Source organism: Rhodococcus sp. USK13 (assembly GCF_018343855.1).
In the GTDB taxonomy this organism is placed as follows: Bacteria; Actinomycetota; Actinomycetes; order Mycobacteriales; family Mycobacteriaceae; genus Rhodococcus_F; species Rhodococcus_F oxybenzonivorans.
Window position 1 is genome coordinate 658,554 of sequence record NZ_CP069242.1, and the last position, 16,944, is coordinate 675,497.

General features: G+C 63.1%; 18 protein-coding genes. 14 read left to right on the top strand and 4 right to left on the bottom strand.

What is annotated here, in order from left to right:
• Positions 1-157: 157 nt before the first annotated feature.
• Together JQT59_RS05805 and JQT59_RS05810 are read right to left on the bottom strand one after the other, a co-directional pair.
• The gene (locus JQT59_RS05805) at positions 158-523 is read right to left on the bottom strand and encodes a hypothetical protein (protein ID WP_249354547.1); all 366 of its coding nucleotides are present in this window, start codon (positions 521-523) and stop codon (positions 158-160) included.
• Positions 524-577: 54 nt separating this feature from the next.
• The gene (locus JQT59_RS05810; protein WP_213575297.1) at positions 578-952 is read right to left on the bottom strand and encodes a nuclear transport factor 2 family protein; all 375 of its coding nucleotides are present in this window, start codon (positions 950-952) and stop codon (positions 578-580) included.
• Between the two features lie 94 nt (positions 953-1,046).
• Here JQT59_RS05810 and JQT59_RS05815 point away from each other — a divergent pair, with 94 nt between their 5' ends.
• From JQT59_RS05815 to JQT59_RS05880, 14 genes are all read left to right on the top strand, one after another.
• Positions 1,047-2,186 carry an acyl-CoA dehydrogenase family protein gene (locus JQT59_RS05815; RefSeq protein ID WP_213575298.1) on the top strand — a complete coding sequence of 380 codons (1,140 nt, stop codon included), beginning with the start codon at positions 1,047-1,049 and terminating at the stop codon, positions 2,184-2,186.
• Positions 2,187-2,284: 98 nt separating this feature from the next.
• Positions 2,285-3,073: an enoyl-CoA hydratase/isomerase family protein gene (locus JQT59_RS05820; RefSeq protein WP_213575299.1), complete on the top strand. Its 789-nt coding sequence runs from the start codon at positions 2,285-2,287 to the stop codon at positions 3,071-3,073.
• Positions 3,074-3,110: 37 nt separating this feature from the next.
• The gene (locus JQT59_RS05825; protein WP_213575301.1) at positions 3,111-3,488 is read left to right on the top strand and encodes a Zn-ribbon domain-containing OB-fold protein; all 378 of its coding nucleotides are present in this window, start codon (positions 3,111-3,113) and stop codon (positions 3,486-3,488) included.
• The gene (locus JQT59_RS05830; protein ID WP_213575303.1) at positions 3,485-4,636 is read left to right on the top strand and encodes a thiolase family protein; all 1,152 of its coding nucleotides are present in this window, start codon (positions 3,485-3,487) and stop codon (positions 4,634-4,636) included. Before JQT59_RS05825 ends, JQT59_RS05830 begins: the two co-directional genes overlap by 4 nt.
• A 56-nt stretch (positions 4,637-4,692) precedes the next feature.
• Positions 4,693-5,901: an acyl-CoA dehydrogenase family protein gene (locus tag JQT59_RS05835; protein ID WP_213575305.1), complete on the top strand. Its 1,209-nt coding sequence runs from the start codon at positions 4,693-4,695 to the stop codon at positions 5,899-5,901.
• Positions 5,898-6,875, top strand: coding sequence for a phosphotransferase family protein (locus JQT59_RS05840; protein ID WP_213575306.1), 978 nt, complete (start codon positions 5,898-5,900; stop codon positions 6,873-6,875). The genes JQT59_RS05835 and JQT59_RS05840 overlap by 4 nt, the downstream gene beginning before the upstream one ends.
• A gap of 29 nt (positions 6,876-6,904) precedes the next feature.
• Complete coding sequence (locus tag JQT59_RS05845; protein ID WP_213575308.1) at positions 6,905-8,107, top strand: acyl-CoA dehydrogenase family protein; 1,203 nt, start codon at positions 6,905-6,907, stop codon at positions 8,105-8,107.
• A complete protein-coding gene (locus tag JQT59_RS05850; RefSeq protein WP_213575310.1) occupies positions 8,104-8,862 on the top strand; it encodes an SDR family NAD(P)-dependent oxidoreductase in 759 nt (252 codons plus the stop codon). The genes JQT59_RS05845 and JQT59_RS05850 overlap by 4 nt, the downstream gene beginning before the upstream one ends.
• Before the next feature lie 17 nt (positions 8,863-8,879).
• Entirely contained in the window at positions 8,880-9,668 is a 789-nt protein-coding gene (locus JQT59_RS05855; protein WP_213575311.1) for an SDR family NAD(P)-dependent oxidoreductase, read from the top strand.
• Positions 9,668-10,717: an alcohol dehydrogenase catalytic domain-containing protein gene (locus JQT59_RS05860; protein WP_213575313.1), complete on the top strand. Its 1,050-nt coding sequence runs from the start codon at positions 9,668-9,670 to the stop codon at positions 10,715-10,717. The genes JQT59_RS05855 and JQT59_RS05860 overlap by 1 nt, the downstream gene beginning before the upstream one ends.
• 63 nt (positions 10,718-10,780) lie before the next feature.
• Positions 10,781-12,277: a class I adenylate-forming enzyme family protein gene (locus tag JQT59_RS05865; RefSeq protein ID WP_502939839.1), complete on the top strand. Its 1,497-nt coding sequence runs from the start codon at positions 10,781-10,783 to the stop codon at positions 12,275-12,277.
• Between the two features lie 40 nt (positions 12,278-12,317).
• Positions 12,318-12,941: a TetR/AcrR family transcriptional regulator gene (locus JQT59_RS05870; protein ID WP_213575317.1), complete on the top strand. Its 624-nt coding sequence runs from the start codon at positions 12,318-12,320 to the stop codon at positions 12,939-12,941.
• Between the two features lie 67 nt (positions 12,942-13,008).
• Positions 13,009-13,344, top strand: coding sequence for an EthD domain-containing protein (locus JQT59_RS05875; RefSeq protein WP_213575319.1), 336 nt, complete (start codon positions 13,009-13,011; stop codon positions 13,342-13,344).
• A complete protein-coding gene (locus tag JQT59_RS05880; protein ID WP_213575321.1) occupies positions 13,341-14,357 on the top strand; it encodes an MBL fold metallo-hydrolase in 1,017 nt (338 codons plus the stop codon). Before JQT59_RS05875 ends, JQT59_RS05880 begins: the two co-directional genes overlap by 4 nt.
• Before the next feature lie 107 nt (positions 14,358-14,464).
• Here JQT59_RS05880 and JQT59_RS05885 read toward each other — a convergent pair whose 3' ends face one another.
• On the bottom strand, positions 14,465-15,229 hold the full coding sequence (locus JQT59_RS05885; protein WP_397517696.1) for an SDR family NAD(P)-dependent oxidoreductase: 765 nt from the start codon (positions 15,227-15,229) through the stop codon (positions 14,465-14,467).
• Positions 15,230-15,247: 18 nt separating this feature from the next.
• On the bottom strand, positions 15,248-16,939 hold the full coding sequence (locus JQT59_RS05890; protein ID WP_397517710.1) for an ABC transporter permease: 1,692 nt from the start codon (positions 16,937-16,939) through the stop codon (positions 15,248-15,250).
• Between the last annotated feature and the right edge of the window lie 5 nt (positions 16,940-16,944).

The following is a 16,944-nucleotide window of genomic DNA, read 5'->3' on the forward strand; positions in this document are numbered from 1 at the left end:
CTCGCTCGATTCAAATCCGCTTCGCTGTTTGATATCTGGGGCACGTCATCTCGTCGTATCGAGACGAGATGCGTGCACCGCAATCGGACCGGCATCGATGCGTGCGGAATCGGGTGAAAAGACGAATATCTCGCCGCAACAACGGTCTCGACGACCACTACACAATGGACTTCTTCACGGCGCCGACGATGGGCATTTGGGCGAACGCGAGCTCAGGAGTGCGGGCGATGAGGAGCCGGCGCACATTGCCGTTGTCGTCGATTTGGGCAGTCGCGTTGAACGATGCCTCGAACTCACCGCCGCGGGTGGTGCGCCCGAGTACCAGTTCGACATCGCCGACCAGCGCGCCTTTGTCGATGTGGTGAACCAGAGTGCTCTTCTCCCGCTGGGCGAGGTACAAGATCAACCCGGCACGGTCACCCACGAATTCTGCTGCCTGGCCACGGCCCTTCGAGAACTGGACCGACATCTCGAAGTCGTCGGAAATCATGGTGAGCACCCGGTCCGGATCGTCGGAATCCATGTACTCGAACCACTGGGCGAGAATCGGGGTCGAAAGCGTGGTATCGGTCACGGGTCATGCTCCTTCGGAGGTCAGGGCGGTTGGCAGCAGCGAGAATTCGGCGTCGAAGGACACCTGATAGCGGTCGATCAGACCATCAGGGCCGATGTGCATCACGCCGACGAAGAACCCGGTTGTGACGCCGTCATCGGTGACCGCACCGTGCGCGAACTGCAGATCATCGGCAATCGCAACCCGCTCGATGTGGTGCTTGCGATCCACCGGGGGACGCCCCTGGAGGTAACCGAGCATGACCTCGCGCCCCTTGTCGCGCGTGATGCCGGTAGGTAGCACCATGGCGAACTCGACGTCCGGTGCCAGCATCGCGACGGCGTCTTCGAGGTGCCCGCTGTCGACGGCGGCATAGTATTTCTCGATGTTACAACTCATGAAATGAACTTAGTTCGGGAAACCCTTTCTTGTCGAGAGTTCGCCGGGTTAGTGTGGCTCTAACCCAAACTGAAGTCACGTCAATTGGAGCGTCATGCCCATCACCACCGCCGTCGAAGCACCCTGGCCTCGCTCGGAACCGTCCACACTGACCCCAGGGGTCGAGCAGACACAGCTTCGCGAAGCAATTCGCGGCCTGCTCACCAAATGGAGCGGCATCGAGCAGGTCCGCGCCGCGGCCGAGACCGCAGTCGGTTACTCACCCGACCTCTGGCGACGACTGGTCGAGGACATGTCGATCACCGCGCTCGCCGTACCCGAGGACCGCGGCGGCCTGGGGTACGGCATGGTCGAGTTCGGGATCATCCTCGAAGAATGCGGTCGCAACCTGGTCTGCGAGCCCGTCTACACCTCGGCAGTCGTGGGAATGTCCGCCCTCCTCGCGGCAACCGCCGATGACATCTCCGATCTGCTCGGAAACGTACTCGAGGGCACGATGATTGCCACTGCGACCTCACTGACACCGGCGACCGATGACGTCCAGGCGAGCGAGGCCGGCGACGCGTGGACTCTCACCGGTATGGCGACCCACGTGCTCGGTGGCGTCGGCGCCGATGTGGTCATCCTCTCCGCGAACACCGCCTCCGGGCGTCGCTTGTTCGTCACCACTGCGGGCGATCACCTGGTGCCGTCCGAACGCGAGGTCATCGACCCGACCAGGCGACAAGCGGATTTGACGTTGCGGCAGGCCCCCGCGCTCGCACTGACCACCGCGGCCGACCACGACCAGGTCTGCACACAGCTGCTGGATCTCGCGACGCTCGCACTGGCCTGCGAGAACACCGGCATCGTCGACGCGCTGCTCGAGATGACCGTGCAGTACGTCCAGACCCGGCACCAGTTCGGCCGGCCGATCGGATCGTTCCAGGCGATCAAGCATCGCCTCGCCGATGTCCTGGTCGAGCTCGAGCGAGCGCGCTCGGCCTGCCGTTACGCCGCAGCCGTCTACGACGAGGACCCAGCCACCGCCCGCCTGGCCATTGCTGTGGCCGGCTCGGTCTGCACTGATGCCGCCCTCTATGCGGCCGCCGAAACCGTCCAACTCCATGGTGGTGTCGGCTTCACGTGGGAGCATCCCGCTCACTCCTATTTCCGTCGCGCCATGGGAAACGAGGCTCTACAGGGTGATTCACGGGTGCACCGCGCCCGGATCGCCTCCCTGATCGGAATCTGAACTCAGTTCAGGTTGGGTATTGACGGAGGTCGCCATGGTGGTCAATACTGAAGTGAATCCAGTTCAAGTTCCCTGTAGATCGACAGAAAGGCTCCACGATGATCGACACCGACCACATCCTGTTGGAGAAAGACGGCGACGTCGCCCGCGTCTGGCTGAACCGGCCGCACAAGAAGAACGCCGTTACCCCCGAACTGCTGCACCGTCTCGACGAGATCATCGTCGAGGTCGACAACGACCCGAACCTCAAGGTCCTGGTTCTGCGCGGTGTCAACAACACCTTCTGCTCGGGCTTCGACCTCGACGTCCTGCTCTCGGATTACGTCGGGAGCACCAACGCGATGGACGTCGCCGTGCTCTCGGCCAAGGTCTGTGACCGTTTGTACTCGATGAACACCCCGTCGGTCGCGGTCCTCGAGGGTTACGTTACCGCCGGTGGCTTCGAACTGATGATCTCGTGCGACTTTGCAGTCGCCGCGGACGATGCCAAGATCGGCGACTTCCACATCCGTCGCGCACTGTTCGGTGGAGCCGGCCCCATCTATCGCCTGCCCCGCATGATCGGCATCCGCAAGACCAAGGAGCTGATGCTGACCGGCAAGTTGCTCTCGGGCAAAGAGGCCGACGCCTTCGATCTGATCAACGCCTCGGCTCCCGCCGAAGAGCTCGATCAGCTGGTCGAGGACTTCATCGCACCGCTGGTGGACAAGAGCCCGTTCATGATGAAGCTCACCAAGATGACCATCGACCGCGGCCTCGACGCCGACATCCAGTCGCTCATGGTCATGGAGCACCTTGCAGTGGGCAACGCCCTGCAGTCCGAAGACGGCCGCGAGGGCGTCACCGCTTTCCTCGAAAAGCGCGAGCCGAAGTGGGTCGGTCGCTGATCTACCGGCACGAGATCTTCAACTGAAGGGACAGACAATGGAAGAGTCGTCGGCCGTGGTCCTCCGCGGCAGCAGGTGCTCGAAATGTGACACCGTTGCATTCCCGGAGTCCACGATGTGCAGCAAGTGCGCCACCCCGACCGCGGATCCGCTGACTCTCAGTACGGAGGGTGTTGTGTGGGCGTACACGATCCAACGCTTTCCGCCCAAGTCGCCGCCGTATGTCCCCCCCGCAGAGGGTTTCACTCCCTATGCAGTGGGCTACGTCGAACTCCCTGAAGGCATCAAGGTCGAGGCAATTCTCGACTGCGATGATTTCGATGAACTGGACCGGGCACCGGTGAGTTTGGTTGCCATCTCACCGGTGCCCCGGTTCACGGTCGGACGCTTCACCACGCAAGGGGTCTCCCAATGACACAGCCTGTTTCCATCGTCGGCGCCGGACTCTCGAAGTTCGGAAGGCAGCCCGGCGTCACCGGGCGCGAGATGGCGGTCACCGCAATCACCAATGCGCTCGCCGATGCCGGATTGTCGTGGCCCGATGTGCAGGTCGCATTCGGCGGCAGCGACGGATCCGGCCTGGCCGACACGCTCGTCGCCGAATTGGGTTTCACCGGGATACCGTTTACCAATGTCAAGAACGGTTGCGCCACCGGCGGTAGCGCACTGTTCTCCGCGGTCAATGCCGTCCGGGCAGGCGCCGCCGACATCGCACTCGCGGTCGGATTCGACAAACACCCCCGCGGCGCCTTCGATCCCCGTCCGGAAGAGTGGGGCCTGCCCGAAGGTTACGGTGATGCCGGCCTGATGGTCACCACCCAGTTCTTCGGCGCCAAGATCACGCGCTATATGCGCCAGTACGCCATTTCTGCCGATACCCTGGCCCGGGTCGCCGAAAAGGCATACCGCAACGGCTCTCTCAATCCCAACGCATGGCGGCAGGAACCGATGTCCGCCGAAACCATCGCCACCGCCGACATGGTCAACGATCCGCTGACGCGTTACATGTTCTGCTCGCCGGGTGAAGGTGCCGCCGCGGTCGTGGTTGCCAGCCCCGAGGCACTCGGGCGCATCGATCGCACACCCGTCCATCTGCGAGCAATCACCCATCGCACCAGGCGCTTCGGTTCATTCGAGGTCTTCAGCCCCGCAATCCAGGGCAGTGGAGAACCGACCAGCGTCAGCGCCGACGCAGCCCGGGCCGCGTTCGAACAGTCCGGTCTTGCACCGTCGGACGTCGATGTGGCCCAGCTACAGGACACCGAGAGCGGTGCCGAGATCATGCACATGGCCGAGTGCGGCTTCTGCGAGCCGGGCGAGCAAGAAGAGATGATCTCCCGTGGTGACACCGAGATCAGTGGCCGGATCCCGATCAACACCGACGGCGGATGCATCGCCAACGGTGAACCGATCGGTGCGTCGGGCCTACGGCAGGTTCACGAGATCGTCACCCAACTGCGCGGCGAGGCCGGCGACCGTCAGGTGCGAGGCATCCCCCGAGTCGGTTTCACGCACGTGTACGGTGCGCCCGGCATCAGTGCCTGCACCGTTCTGACAGTGTGATTCGCAGAATCCGACATGACCGTGCCAGCTACGACTAGGGCACAGAGAGTAATTCAGTGACAGCACAAACCCTTCCCGCACTGACCACCTTCACCGATGAGGCAGTCGCATGGCTTCAAAGTGTGGCCCCGCCCCGCACCGCATCGGTCTGGGGCAGCGGTTCCGACTCGGTGGCGGTCTTCGAGAACTGGACCGCTGAGCAGGAGCGGGAGCACACCGACGAGATCTCGCGCTACGAGAAGCTCAAGTTCGACGCCGGATGGGGTGCACTGAATTGGCCGACCGAATATGGCGGTCACGACTTACCGTTGTCGTACGTGCTCGCCTTCCGGCGGGCCGAAGAAGCCTTCGATATTCCTCGTCGGACCGAGATGTTCTCGGTGACACAACAATTGGTGGCACCGACTATCGCGCAGTGGGGCACCGAAGAGCAGAAGGCCCGTTACGTGCGCGCTCTACTGCGCACCGATCTCATCGCCTGCCAGCTGTTCTCCGAAACCGAGGCCGGCTCCGATCTCGCGGCCGTCCGCACCAAGGCAGTTCAGAATCCGGACCGCACATGGCAAATCGACGGCCACAAGGTCTGGACATCGGGCGCTTCGGTGTCCGACTTCGGCGTCGCGGTCTGCCGGACCGATCCGGCCGCCGCCAAGCACGCCGGACTTACCGTATTCCTGGTCCCGATGGACGCCCGCGGCGTCACCATCCGACCCATCCGGCAGATGACCGGCGGCAGCTCGTTCAACGAGGTCTACCTCGACACCGTCACCCTCGATGACACCTACCGCCTCGGCCCGGTCGGCAAGGGCTGGCAAGTCGCGCTCACCGTACTTGCGGCCGAACGTCTCGACGGCGGCAATCTGGGCCTGGCCAACGCCGATCAGGCGGTGGCACTGGCCCAGAACCTCGGTCGCGAACTGAGCGAGATCGAGCGCGACAAGGTCGCCGACCTCGTCACCCGCAGCTACCTGCAGCGTGTCAGCAACATGCGGGTTGCAGGCGCCCTGGTGGCCGGAAACAATCCAGGCCCCGAGGCCTCGCTCGGTAAGCTGCTGGCCACCGACACTATGGCCCGGACATCCGAGGTCGCTCGGATGCTGCTCGGCCGCGACCTCACCGCCGATTCCGGGAGGTGGGGAACCTTCGCCTGGAGTGAGCATGTTCTGGGCGCCCCCGGGTACAAGATCGCCGGCGGCACCGACGAGATCCAGCACAATATCATCGCCGAACGAGTGCTCGGGCTACCGAGGGAGCCGCGACCATGACCGGCCCGAATCTCACAATCAGCTCAGATCTTAAATTCAGGGTCGCACAGCGCCTACAGTCCGACTGCGGGCTCACCATGACCGATTTCCAGGTGCTTCCCGGAGGACACTCCGGTCTCACCTATCGGGTCAGCACCTCCGGGCCCGACGTGGTGATCAAGGCCGTTCCCGAAGGCCAGCGCTCGATCGGCCGGCATGACATGCTGCGGCAGGCCACAATCTTGCAGGCACTCGAGCACACCGACGTTCCCGTACCCCGCATCCTCACCGTCGACGAGCAGGAACCCGCTTGGTTCGCGATGGAGTTCGTCACCGGCGAATCACTGGAACCGGTACTCGACGAACCTGCCGTCGAGCCGACGCTTGCCGCCGCGCGTATGCGTCGTGCCGCCGAGGTGCTCCCGCTCTTGCATGCGGTCGACCTCGCTTCGATACCGGGGATCTCCGAACCTCTCTCCCCCGAAGGTGAATTGACGCGATGGGCGAAGACGCTGGGCGCGGTGCCTCCCGAGCTCGTGGTCGGCGGTGACACACTGCTCACCCAGCTCGAAGCTGATATACCTGAGCCTGTCACCCCCACCCTCGTGCACGGTGACTATCGTCTCGGCAACATTCTGTCCCAGGGACTCGAACCGGTCGCCCTGATCGACTGGGAGATCTGGAGTGCCGGTGATCCACGCGTCGAACTCGGCTGGTTCCTCGTCTTCGCCGACGACAGCAACTTTCCCGGTGTGGGACGAAAGGTACCTGGGCTGCCCACCGAAGAGGAACTCGTCGCGCTCTACACCGGTGGATCATCGAATCTGCCCGACCAGAAGTGGTTCAACGCACTGGGTCGGCTGAAGATGGCCGCCATCATGGGCCACAACCTGCGTCGCCATCGCGAGGGCCGCCATCACGACCCGGATCAAGAAAGACTCCCGGCCACGATCAATCGTTTGATCGAGACCGGTACCGCCCTGCTGCGTCCGTAGACGAGCACCTTCAAACCGCAGGAGTCATCGTGGATTTCGCCTATTCCCCTCGCACCGAGGAACTGAAGGACAAGCTCGAAACTTTCATGACCGAGCATGTATACCCCGCCGAAACGGTGTACGACGCACAGATCGCGGCCAACGAGAACCCGCACCTGCAACCCCAGATCATGCGCGAGCTGCAGAACACCGCTCGTGAACAGGGGCTCTGGAATCTGTTCATGTGCCACGACAACCTGGGTGCCGGGCTCACCAACCTCGAATACGCACCACTGGCCGAGGTCGTCGGCCGGTCGATCATCGGCAACGAGACCATCAACTGCTCGGCCCCCGACACCGGCAACATGGAAATCCTGGCCATGTTCGGCACCGAGGAGCAGAAGCAGCAGTGGCTCAAACCATTGCTGGACTGCAGCATTCGTTCTGCATTTGCCATGACCGAGCCCTCCGTCGCCAGCTCGGACGCCACCAACATCACCTCGACCATCACCCGTGACGGCGACGAGTACGTGCTCAACGGCCGCAAGTGGTACACCTCCGGCGTCCTGGACCCGGATTGCAAACTCATCATCTTCATGGGCAAATCTGATCCGGAAGGCCCGACCTACCGTCAGCAGAGCATGATCCTGGTTCCGGCTGACGCACCCGGCATCGAGGTCCTACGCGATCTGCCGATGTTCGGGTTCAAAGACCGCCTCGGACATGGCGAGGTCCAGTTCACCGACGTACGGGTGCCGGCGAGCAACATGCTCGGTGCCGAGGGTGACGGCTTCGCCATCGCCCAGGGTCGCCTCGGCCCCGGCCGAATGCACTACGCGATGCGCGCAATCGGGATGGCCGAGCGCGCACTCGACATGATGTGCAAACGGTCGTTGGAGCGCATCGCCTTCGGCGGACCGCTGTCCGACCAAGGTGTCGTCCGCGAATGGATTGCTCGCAGCCGCATCGAGATCGACCAAATTCGTCTCCTCGTCCTCAAGTCGGCCTGGCTGATGGACACCAAGGGCAACGCCGCCGCCCGATCAGAAGTGGCCGCGATCAAAGTCTCCGCGATGGAAGTCGCACACAACGTGGTCAACCGCGCCGTCCAGACGTACGGCGCAGCAGGGGTCAGCGACGACACGATCCTCGCCCGCCTGCACGCCATCACGCGTGCTCTACAGATCGCCGACGGCCCGAACGAAGTGCACCTGCGGACCATCGCACGCCTGGAAGTGAAGAAGCACAGATGAACACAACAGATCTGACGGGCAAGGTCGCTCTTGTCACCGGCGCGAGCCGGGGCCTCGGCCTGGCCATCTCCCGCGGCCTCCTCGAAGCCGGCGCCACCGTGATCGTGTCAAGCCGCAAGATCGAGGCCTGCGAGGGCGCCGTTGCGGCATTGAATGAATCCGGCCCCGGCACCGCCCACCCGTTTGCACTGCACGTCGGCAAGTGGGACAGCATCGAACCTGCCGTCGATTCGATCATCGAGCAGTTCGGGAGCATCGACATCGTCGTCAACAACGCGGGTATCGCACCGTTGGCGAAGAATTTGGCCTCGGTCTCCGAAGGACTGTGGGACAAAACCATCGAGGTCAACCTCAAGGGGCCGTTCCGCTTGATGGCCGTTGCCGGTGACCGCATGGTCGCCGCCCGCGGGGGATCGATCATCAACATCTCGAGTATCGGTGCCGAGCGCCCCAGCCCGCCCGAGGCGATGTATGCCGCGGCCAAGAACGGACTCAACGCCCTCACCCGCGCATTCGCACAGGAGTACGGCCCGACCGTCCGTGTCAACTGTGTGATGCCCGGTGGTTTCGCCACCGACATGGCAGAGAACTGGGACGACGAGTTCATCGGCAAGATCATCGACCGACTGCCGGCAGGCCGCCTCGGGCTACCAGCCGAAATCGCCGGAGTGGTTACCTACCTGGCCTCTGACGCAGCCGGTTACACCACCGGTGCCATCATCCCCGTTGATGGTGGACGAACCGCGGTCTACTGATGCCGACTGGAGAAGTGATGACCGACAACAGCTCCGCACGCGAATCAATGCTCACCTCGATGTTCGGGCTATCCGGCCGTGCCGCGATCGTCACCGGTGCGTCGTCGGGACTCGGACTCGGCTTTGCCCGCACACTCGCCGGCGCCGGCGCCACGGTCTACGCCGCCGCGCGCAGACTCGACCGGCTCCACGCGCTTGCCGACGAGATCCCCGGCATCGTTCCCGTGCAGTGCGACATCACCGACGACAGTGATCGCAAGGCCCTGGTCGACGAGTGCTACAACCGCTCCGGCCGCCTCGACATCCTGGTCAACAACGCCGGCAAGCCCGGCCCCCCACAAGCCGAACAGGAGACCGCCGAGGGGTTCAACTCGATTCTCGAGGTCAACCTGGTGGCGGGATTCCACCTGGCCACATACGCGGCCGGCCGCCTCGCCGAGGGCGAGCAGGCGTCGTACATCAACATCTCCTCGGTGATCGGCTTGGTCTCCACCGCCCCGATCGGCGGTGCAAGTTATGCCGCATCCAAGGCAGGCACGCTAGGACTCACCCGCGAACTCGCCGGTCAATGGGGCCGCCGGGGTATCCGTGTGAACGCGGTTGTCCCCGGGTGGTTCGATACCGAGATGACCGACGGCCTCTTCAGCAACGACAAGTCCGCAGGCTGGGTACGCCGGAACACCATGCTCGGCCGCGGCGGCATCGAGGGTGAGATCAACGGGGCCGTGCTCTTCCTCGCCTCGGACGCGTCGATCTACATGACTGGTCAGACACTCATCGTCGACGGTGGCTGGACCGCGCGCTGATGTTGGCCGTTCAGCTCACAGCATGGGGCGAATCACCTGTAGTTCGTGAGATCCCCGAACCTGCATTCACCGGCAAACAGCTCCTGATCAAGGTCGGCGCGGCCGGATTGTGCCGATCCGACCTCGGCGTCATGGACTCCCCCGCCGGGCGGTTCGATTATCCGCTACCCCTGACCCTCGGCCACGAGGTCGCCGGCGTCGTCATCGACGCCGGACCAGAAGGGGACCGCAGCCTGATCGGCGAATCGGTGGTGGTGCACGGCATCTGGCCCTGCCAGGCTTGCCGGAACTGTCGACGTGGTCGACAGAACTACTGCCTCGAGCTCGTCCCCCGGCAGGACGGTCGCCTCTCACCGATGGGCAACGGTCTCGGTCATCACGGCGGTCTCGCCGAACTCATGGTGGTCCCGTCTGCCGACGTACTCGTTCCCACCGGCGCCCTGCCTGCCGAACAGGCTGCACCGCTGGCTGACGCCGGACTCACCGCCTATCACGCGATTCGTCTGCACAATGACCTGATCGACAGTGACACTGTTGCCGTGGTCGTCGGAATAGGCGGACTCGGCCACCTGGCCGTCCAGATCCTGCGGGCACTCGGTGTCCGCCGAATCGTCGCCGTGGACACCCGCGAGCAGGCTCACGCGCTGGCCATCGAATCGGGCGCGCAGGGATGCCATCTGACACTCGAGGGGGCTGCACGCGACATCGCGACCCTCGGCGGAGCCGATCTGATCTTCGACTTCGTCGGTGCACCACCGACCATCGGACCCGCACCTGGGCTGCTTGCGCCCGGCGGGCGAATCGTCGTCGTCGGCAGCGCCGGCGGACGACTCACCGTCGGCAAAGACCTCGGTTTCCCCAGCGGCTGGCAGGTCGGTGCCCCGTTCTGGGGCACTACCGACGACCTCCGGAACGTGGTTGCGATGGCACAAGCCGGCACCTTGCATGCTGAGGTCACGAGATTCGGTTTCTCCGAAGTTCCGGATGCCTACCGACAACTACGTTCGGGCTCGTTCGCCGGCCGCGGAGTCCTTGTCCCCGGCCTTTGAGTTCATAATTTTTACGACCGCGACGATGAAAGAGACAGCGCAGTGAAGCAACTTGCACAGGAGATGGTCGCCCGGGCCGAGTCCGACCCCGATGCGGTTGCCGTCATCGACCAGCTGGGGAGCCACACAATCGGGTCGATTGTCGATGCCGCCCGTACGCTCGCCGACCGGATCGCAGGCATCGATGAGGCACCGCCCACCGCGCTCATCCAGGCCGACAACACCTGGCATACCTTGGCCACCGCCGTGGCCGTCGGGTTACGGGGCGGCTTGGTCGCCGTCTTCAGCCCCCACGCCACCGAAGCCGAGTTCGAGTTGGCACTCGAGGACATCGCCCCTGACATCGTTGTGGCCGATCCGACCTCACTTTCGCAATGGGGCATCGACTCCGCGCGTTTTCCCGACTCCGAACAGGCGTTCGATACGCTGTTACTACGTTCTGCTCCGCGAGGGTTCGGCGACATTGCACGCTGGCAGGGTGGCACCGCGATTGCGATGACCTCCGGTTCGACTGGACGCCCCAAGTGCGTTGTCCAGTCCGAAGAGGCAATCCGGTACGCATGCCAGAGCACGATCGACACCGTCGGACTGCAACCGGGTGACGCGATCGGCGCGTTTGTCCCATTGTCTTCGGTAGCTGCATTCTGCTTCGGCATGTATCTGCCGGCCTACCTTGGTGGACCCCTCGTGGCGATCGGTAAGTGGTCGCCCGCCGGGGCAGTCGACGCGATGGAGAAGAACGGTGTTGCGTGGACGATGCTGGTGCCCACCATGGCGCTACAGCTCTCGGTGACCGAGAGCTCCGAAGGCAGGCTCTCGGCCGTTCGGGCCCTGACGGTGGGCGGTGGCCCGATGAACGAGGGGGCACTAGAGAAGGCCGAGACAACACTGGGAACCACATTCCTGCGGGTGTTCGGGATGTCCGAGTGCCTGGGCCACACCACACCAGCGCTCGACGATCCCCCGGCCGTCCGCCTCGGCCGGGACGGGCGCCCCTTTCCCGGCACCATCGTGCGGGCCGTCGATTCCGACGGTCTCCCGGTACCCACCGGTGAGATCGGCGACGCCCAGGTGAAGGGTCCATCGATGTTTGTCGGCTACGCACGTGGCGGCATCCCGGTCCCGCCGACGCTGACCCAGGACGGGTTCCTGCCCACCGGCGATCTCGTGGAGGTCGGCAACGACGGCACCGTCCAGGTGATAGGACGTAAAAAGCAGATCATCATCCGCGGTGGCCGCAACATCGACGTCAACGAGATGGAGTCGGCGATCGCCGACCTTCCCGGTGTCGTTCAAGTATGTGTGGTCCCTGTTCCCGATGACCTCCTCGGCGAGCGGGCTGCGGCGCTGGTAGTCACCGAATGTGAAAATCTCACTCTCGAGCGTGTGACAGAACAGCTTGCTGCGGCAAACTTCCCCAAGTTCAAATGGCCCGAGTACGTCTTCACCGTTGATGACCTACCTCAGAACCGTGTTGGTAAGTTGTCACGACCCGATGCGGTGAGCATGGCGTCTACCCTGGCTACTAAAATTGACCCTAATTCACCTCAGGGCAGGTAGACTCGAGCACGCGTGTACTTGTCCAATTACAGGGGGACCCATGAGCACTGATACCGAGGTTCGCCGGGAGAGCCCGCGGTCCAAGCGCAGTCTCATTCTGTCGGTCGCGATCGATCAATTCGGCAAGGTGGGTTACGAACACACCAAGTGGGCATCCATTGCCGACGAAGTGGGCATCGGCCAGACCGCGCTCTATCACTACTTCGAGTCAAAGGCACACTGTCTGCTGACCATCATGCGACTCGAGTTGGCCGAATCGGCCGAACGGTTCACCGCCGCCACAGCCGAGACGTCCGACCCGGTCGAAGCATTACGCGCAGCCGTTGCCGTGTCCCTCGAGGCATCGCCGACAGATGCCTTACAGCGTCGCATCCTGCAGAACCATATGGATTTGCTGGCCACCGAACGGCAGTCGGTCAAAGAGGAGGCCGAGCGTCTCCGGTCTCGCGAACTCGTCGCCAAGATCGAACAAGACTGGACCGATCTCATTACCCGCGGGATCAAATCCGGCGACTTCGTCGATTCCGACGCGCATCTACAGGGCCGCTTGGTACTCGCGCTGGTCATCAGCGTCTGGCGCTGGTACCGCCCAGGCGGCAAGGTCACACTCGACGAGATTACCGCGCTGGTTACCGACGCGGCCCTACGCGTCGTTCGCGCGTAGGCATCTTGCGGTCGGCGCGCCCTGCCGACGCCGCGCTGAAATGAACAGAATTCACTTAGGAGACTTGATGTACAACCTCATTCTCATCGCCGCCCGTCCCACCGACTGGACCCACGAGCAATTTATGACGTGGTGGCGCGGAGAGCATGCCGAAGTCACCTACCCGCTCCCCGGATTGCTGCGTTGGCAGCACACCGAACTTCTCGAATCCTTCGGCAGTCGGTCAGAAGGCTGGGACGGCCTCTCGGTCCTGAGCTTCGCATCACGTGAATGCCTCGACATCGCGTTGGCGAGCCCGGAATGGCAGGCTGCGGTCGACCACGTCGGAACCATGGGTGGTCGTCGAATGATGTGGTACGGCGACGAGAAAACTATGATTCCCCTCGTCACCACCGGCGAATGACCTCCGAGTGGGCCGAGGCCGGTGCCCACCAAGTCGCCGAGGGCGTCCACCGAATCCCGCTGGAGATGCCGCAAGACGGATTGCGCGCGATCAACGTGTACGCGTTGGAGACCGACAACGGATTGGCGCTGATCGATGGTGGGTGGCACCGCCCGTCGACCCACCACGAACTTTCCGCGGCGCTCACTCGGATCGGATATTCGCCTGCGGACATCCACGACATCTACGTCACCCACGTACATCGCGACCACTACACGTTTGCGGTGGAATTGCGACGCCGCCACGGATCCCGGATCCACCTCGGCCGCGCCGAGGCCCCGGGAATCGCCGCTATCGCGAGGCTGAACAGCAATGTCCCCGAGAGTTCGCTCCGCGAACTTCATCGTGCGGGCGACACCGTCATCGCCGAGCAGACGCACCGGACGGCGATCGCCGAGCCTTTCGCCCTCGCCGACTGGGAACAGCCCGATATCTGGCTGTCCCCTGGCCCAGTCGACATCGCCGGTCACTCGTTGATCGCCACCCACACCCCCGGCCACACCAAGGGCCACATGGTCTTTCACGATGTCGACCGAGGTGTGTGTTACACCGGCGATCACGTGCTGCCGACGATCACACCGTCCATCGGGTTCGAACTCGGCAACTGGGAACTACCCCTGGGGCAGTACCTACGGTCTCTGACGCTGATGCTCGACGAGCCGGAACGAGTCATGTTGCCGGCCCACGGTCCGGCCGGCACCCACGTACGCGCGCGCTGCCTGGAACTGCTCGCACACCACGACCACCGCTTGAACCAAACGCGTAATGTTGTTGCACGATTAGGTCCGAGCACCGGTCTGCGAGTCGCTCAGGCCCTTAGGTGGACGCGCCGCGAGCGCGCATTCGACGCACTCGATTGCTTCAATCAAATGGTCGCTACCTGCGAGACACTGGCACACCTCGACGTCCTCGTCGACCGTGACCTCCTGTCGGTAGTCACCGAAGACGGCGTGGACGTCTTCAGCATGAGCTGAGGAAGTCGAACACCACCTACGTCCCCGTATGGGTAGCCCGGGTACATGATTTCCGGGATACCCCTACGGGGACGAATTCTTGCTCTCTCGGGGAGGATGAAACTCTTTCAGTCGGCAGTCCAACCACCATCGACGTAGAGTTCGGATCCGGTCACGAACGTCGAATCGTCGCTCGCGAGGAACGCCACCATCGCGGCTACCTCCGACGCTCGGCCCAGCCGTCCCATCGGAGTGTGCGCAACCATCGCCCGATGACGTTCGGTCCCCTCGAAACGTTCGAGCAGCTGTTCGGTCTCGATGAAACCGGGGTGTACCGAATTTACTCGCACGCCCTTGGTGGCCCAGTGCAACGCAGCGTTCTTGGTCATCGTGCGCACTGCACCCTTGGCGGCCGCGTAGGCGAAGCTGTTGCCCAGACCGCCCACGGTACCCAGGATCGAACAGATGTTGACGACGGAGCCGCCGCCCGTCCGTTCGATAAGATTGCCGGCGTGCTTCATGCCGAGCCAGGTTCCGGTCTGACTCACCGCGATGACCCGGTTGTAGCGGTCGAGGTCTTCATCGACGACGGTCTCCAGGCTACCGATCGCTCCGTTGTTCACTACGGTGTCGAGCCGCCCGTAACGGGCCGAGACAGCCTCAACCACGCTCTGCCACTGCGACTCCTGTGTGATGTCCAGAGCAAGTCCCTGGTGTCGGTCGGGCTGTTCCTGCGCCGACACCAGCTTCTCGCACGCCTGCGCGTCGACATCGGTAGCCACCACGTGGGCGCCCTCATCGGCGAGGCGCGCGACGATCTCGATCCCGATCCCTCCGGTGGCTCCCGTCACGAGCACCACTTTGTCGCGGAGTCTGGTGTCCATCGAAGTCACTGTCCTGATCCCTTCCCGTCACAACTTACTCAGGACATTGCGGCCACCGACGATCATTGCGATCGCTACACCTACTGTGGTCACCGCCGTCATCAGCAAGGCCATCGCGGCCACCATCGGGTACGAGCCGTTCTGCCACATGTCGTAGAGCAGGGTACCCATGACCTGCGTGGTGGACGCGCGGACGAGGAGTGACGCCGCAAACTCGTGGGTGAGCAGGATGAAGATCAGTGCCACAGCACTGAAGATCGTGGGACGCATGAGCGGCAACATGATTCGAAGAGTCGTCACGAGCGGGGAGGCCCCACTGGTCGCGGATGCTTCGGTGTAGGTGTTGCCCAGTGACAACATCGAGGTCATCTGCATCCTGACTGCAAAAGGCAGCATCAGGACGACGTACACCAGGATTATCACTGTTCGGGTGCCGTAGAGGATAAATGGCGGTTCGGTGTACACCATCAGGAATCCGACACCGAAAATCACCGCAGGAATGCCCATCGGTAGTGCCGTTATCAGATCTCCAATCAAGCCGAGGATCTTGTATCGACGTCCACGGATCAGCAGGTTCGCGATCACGTAGCCGATGGGGATACAGATCGCGACGGCGCCGATGGATGTCACAACGCTCGTGATGACCGATTCCACTATGGCGTTGGTGCGGAACAGTTCTTTGTAGTTCGCGAGCGTGAACAGGTCCCAGCCCAGCGATCCCGACCAGTACGGCGTCAGTGAGACGATGATCAAACCGATCAATGGAAGTACCAGCGCGAACAGGGAGAAAACCGCGATGGTCACAGCTGCCCAGGTTCCTCGGCCGGTGGGGTTCACGAACGATTTTCCACCGTGGGTGACAAACCGGGATTGGTCGCCGAGCAAGCCCTTCTGGATGAGGACCACCGCGAGGCCGAAGATGACAAGTGGCGAACCTGCTGCGGCCGCGGCGGCGAAATCCGACGGCGATTGTGAGACCCGTTCGTACATCTCAGTGGTGAGAACTTTGACTCCACTGTTCTGCCCGAGCATCAATGGACCGGTGAACTGCCCGAGCCCGAGCAACAGCGCGATACCACCACCGTAGATCAGGGACGGGCGCAGGAGCGGGAGAACCACTTTGAAGAAGATACCGATGGTTGACGACCCGCTGATCTGCGCGGCCTCGAGGTGTTCGGAACTGATGTTCTGCATCCCGGAGCTGACGAACAAGTACACGAAAGACGTGAGGCCGAAACCGGTGAGAATAATGATCCACGGCACCGAGTAGACGTCCACGGGCCCGGAGTCGAGACTGCTCCACCACGGAAGTTTGCGCAGCAAGACGTTGAGATAGCCGGGTCCGGGTGACAGCAGGAACGCCCACCCGACGATGCTTGCGACTGCAGGCATGACGATCGGCAGGATCGGGATCATCTTGAGCCATCCCAGTCTCGAGGGAAGGCGACTGGCAGCATAGGCAAGAAGCGTGCCCAAAACCATGGCGATCACCAGCGACCCGACCGCCAGGGCGGCGGTGGTCCCGAGGGTCTTGGCAATGTCGTATCGGCCGTACTGCGATTTGTAGCCGGCAGCACCGTCCTCGAATGCCAGCACTTGCAGACGGATCATAGGCAGGACAACGAGGTACGCGAGCACCGCGAGCAAGGCTATGTAGCCGATTCGAGCGCGCCAATGTGTCGGGATCGAGAACGATCGTGTGGGCGCCACTGCAGTCATAGTCG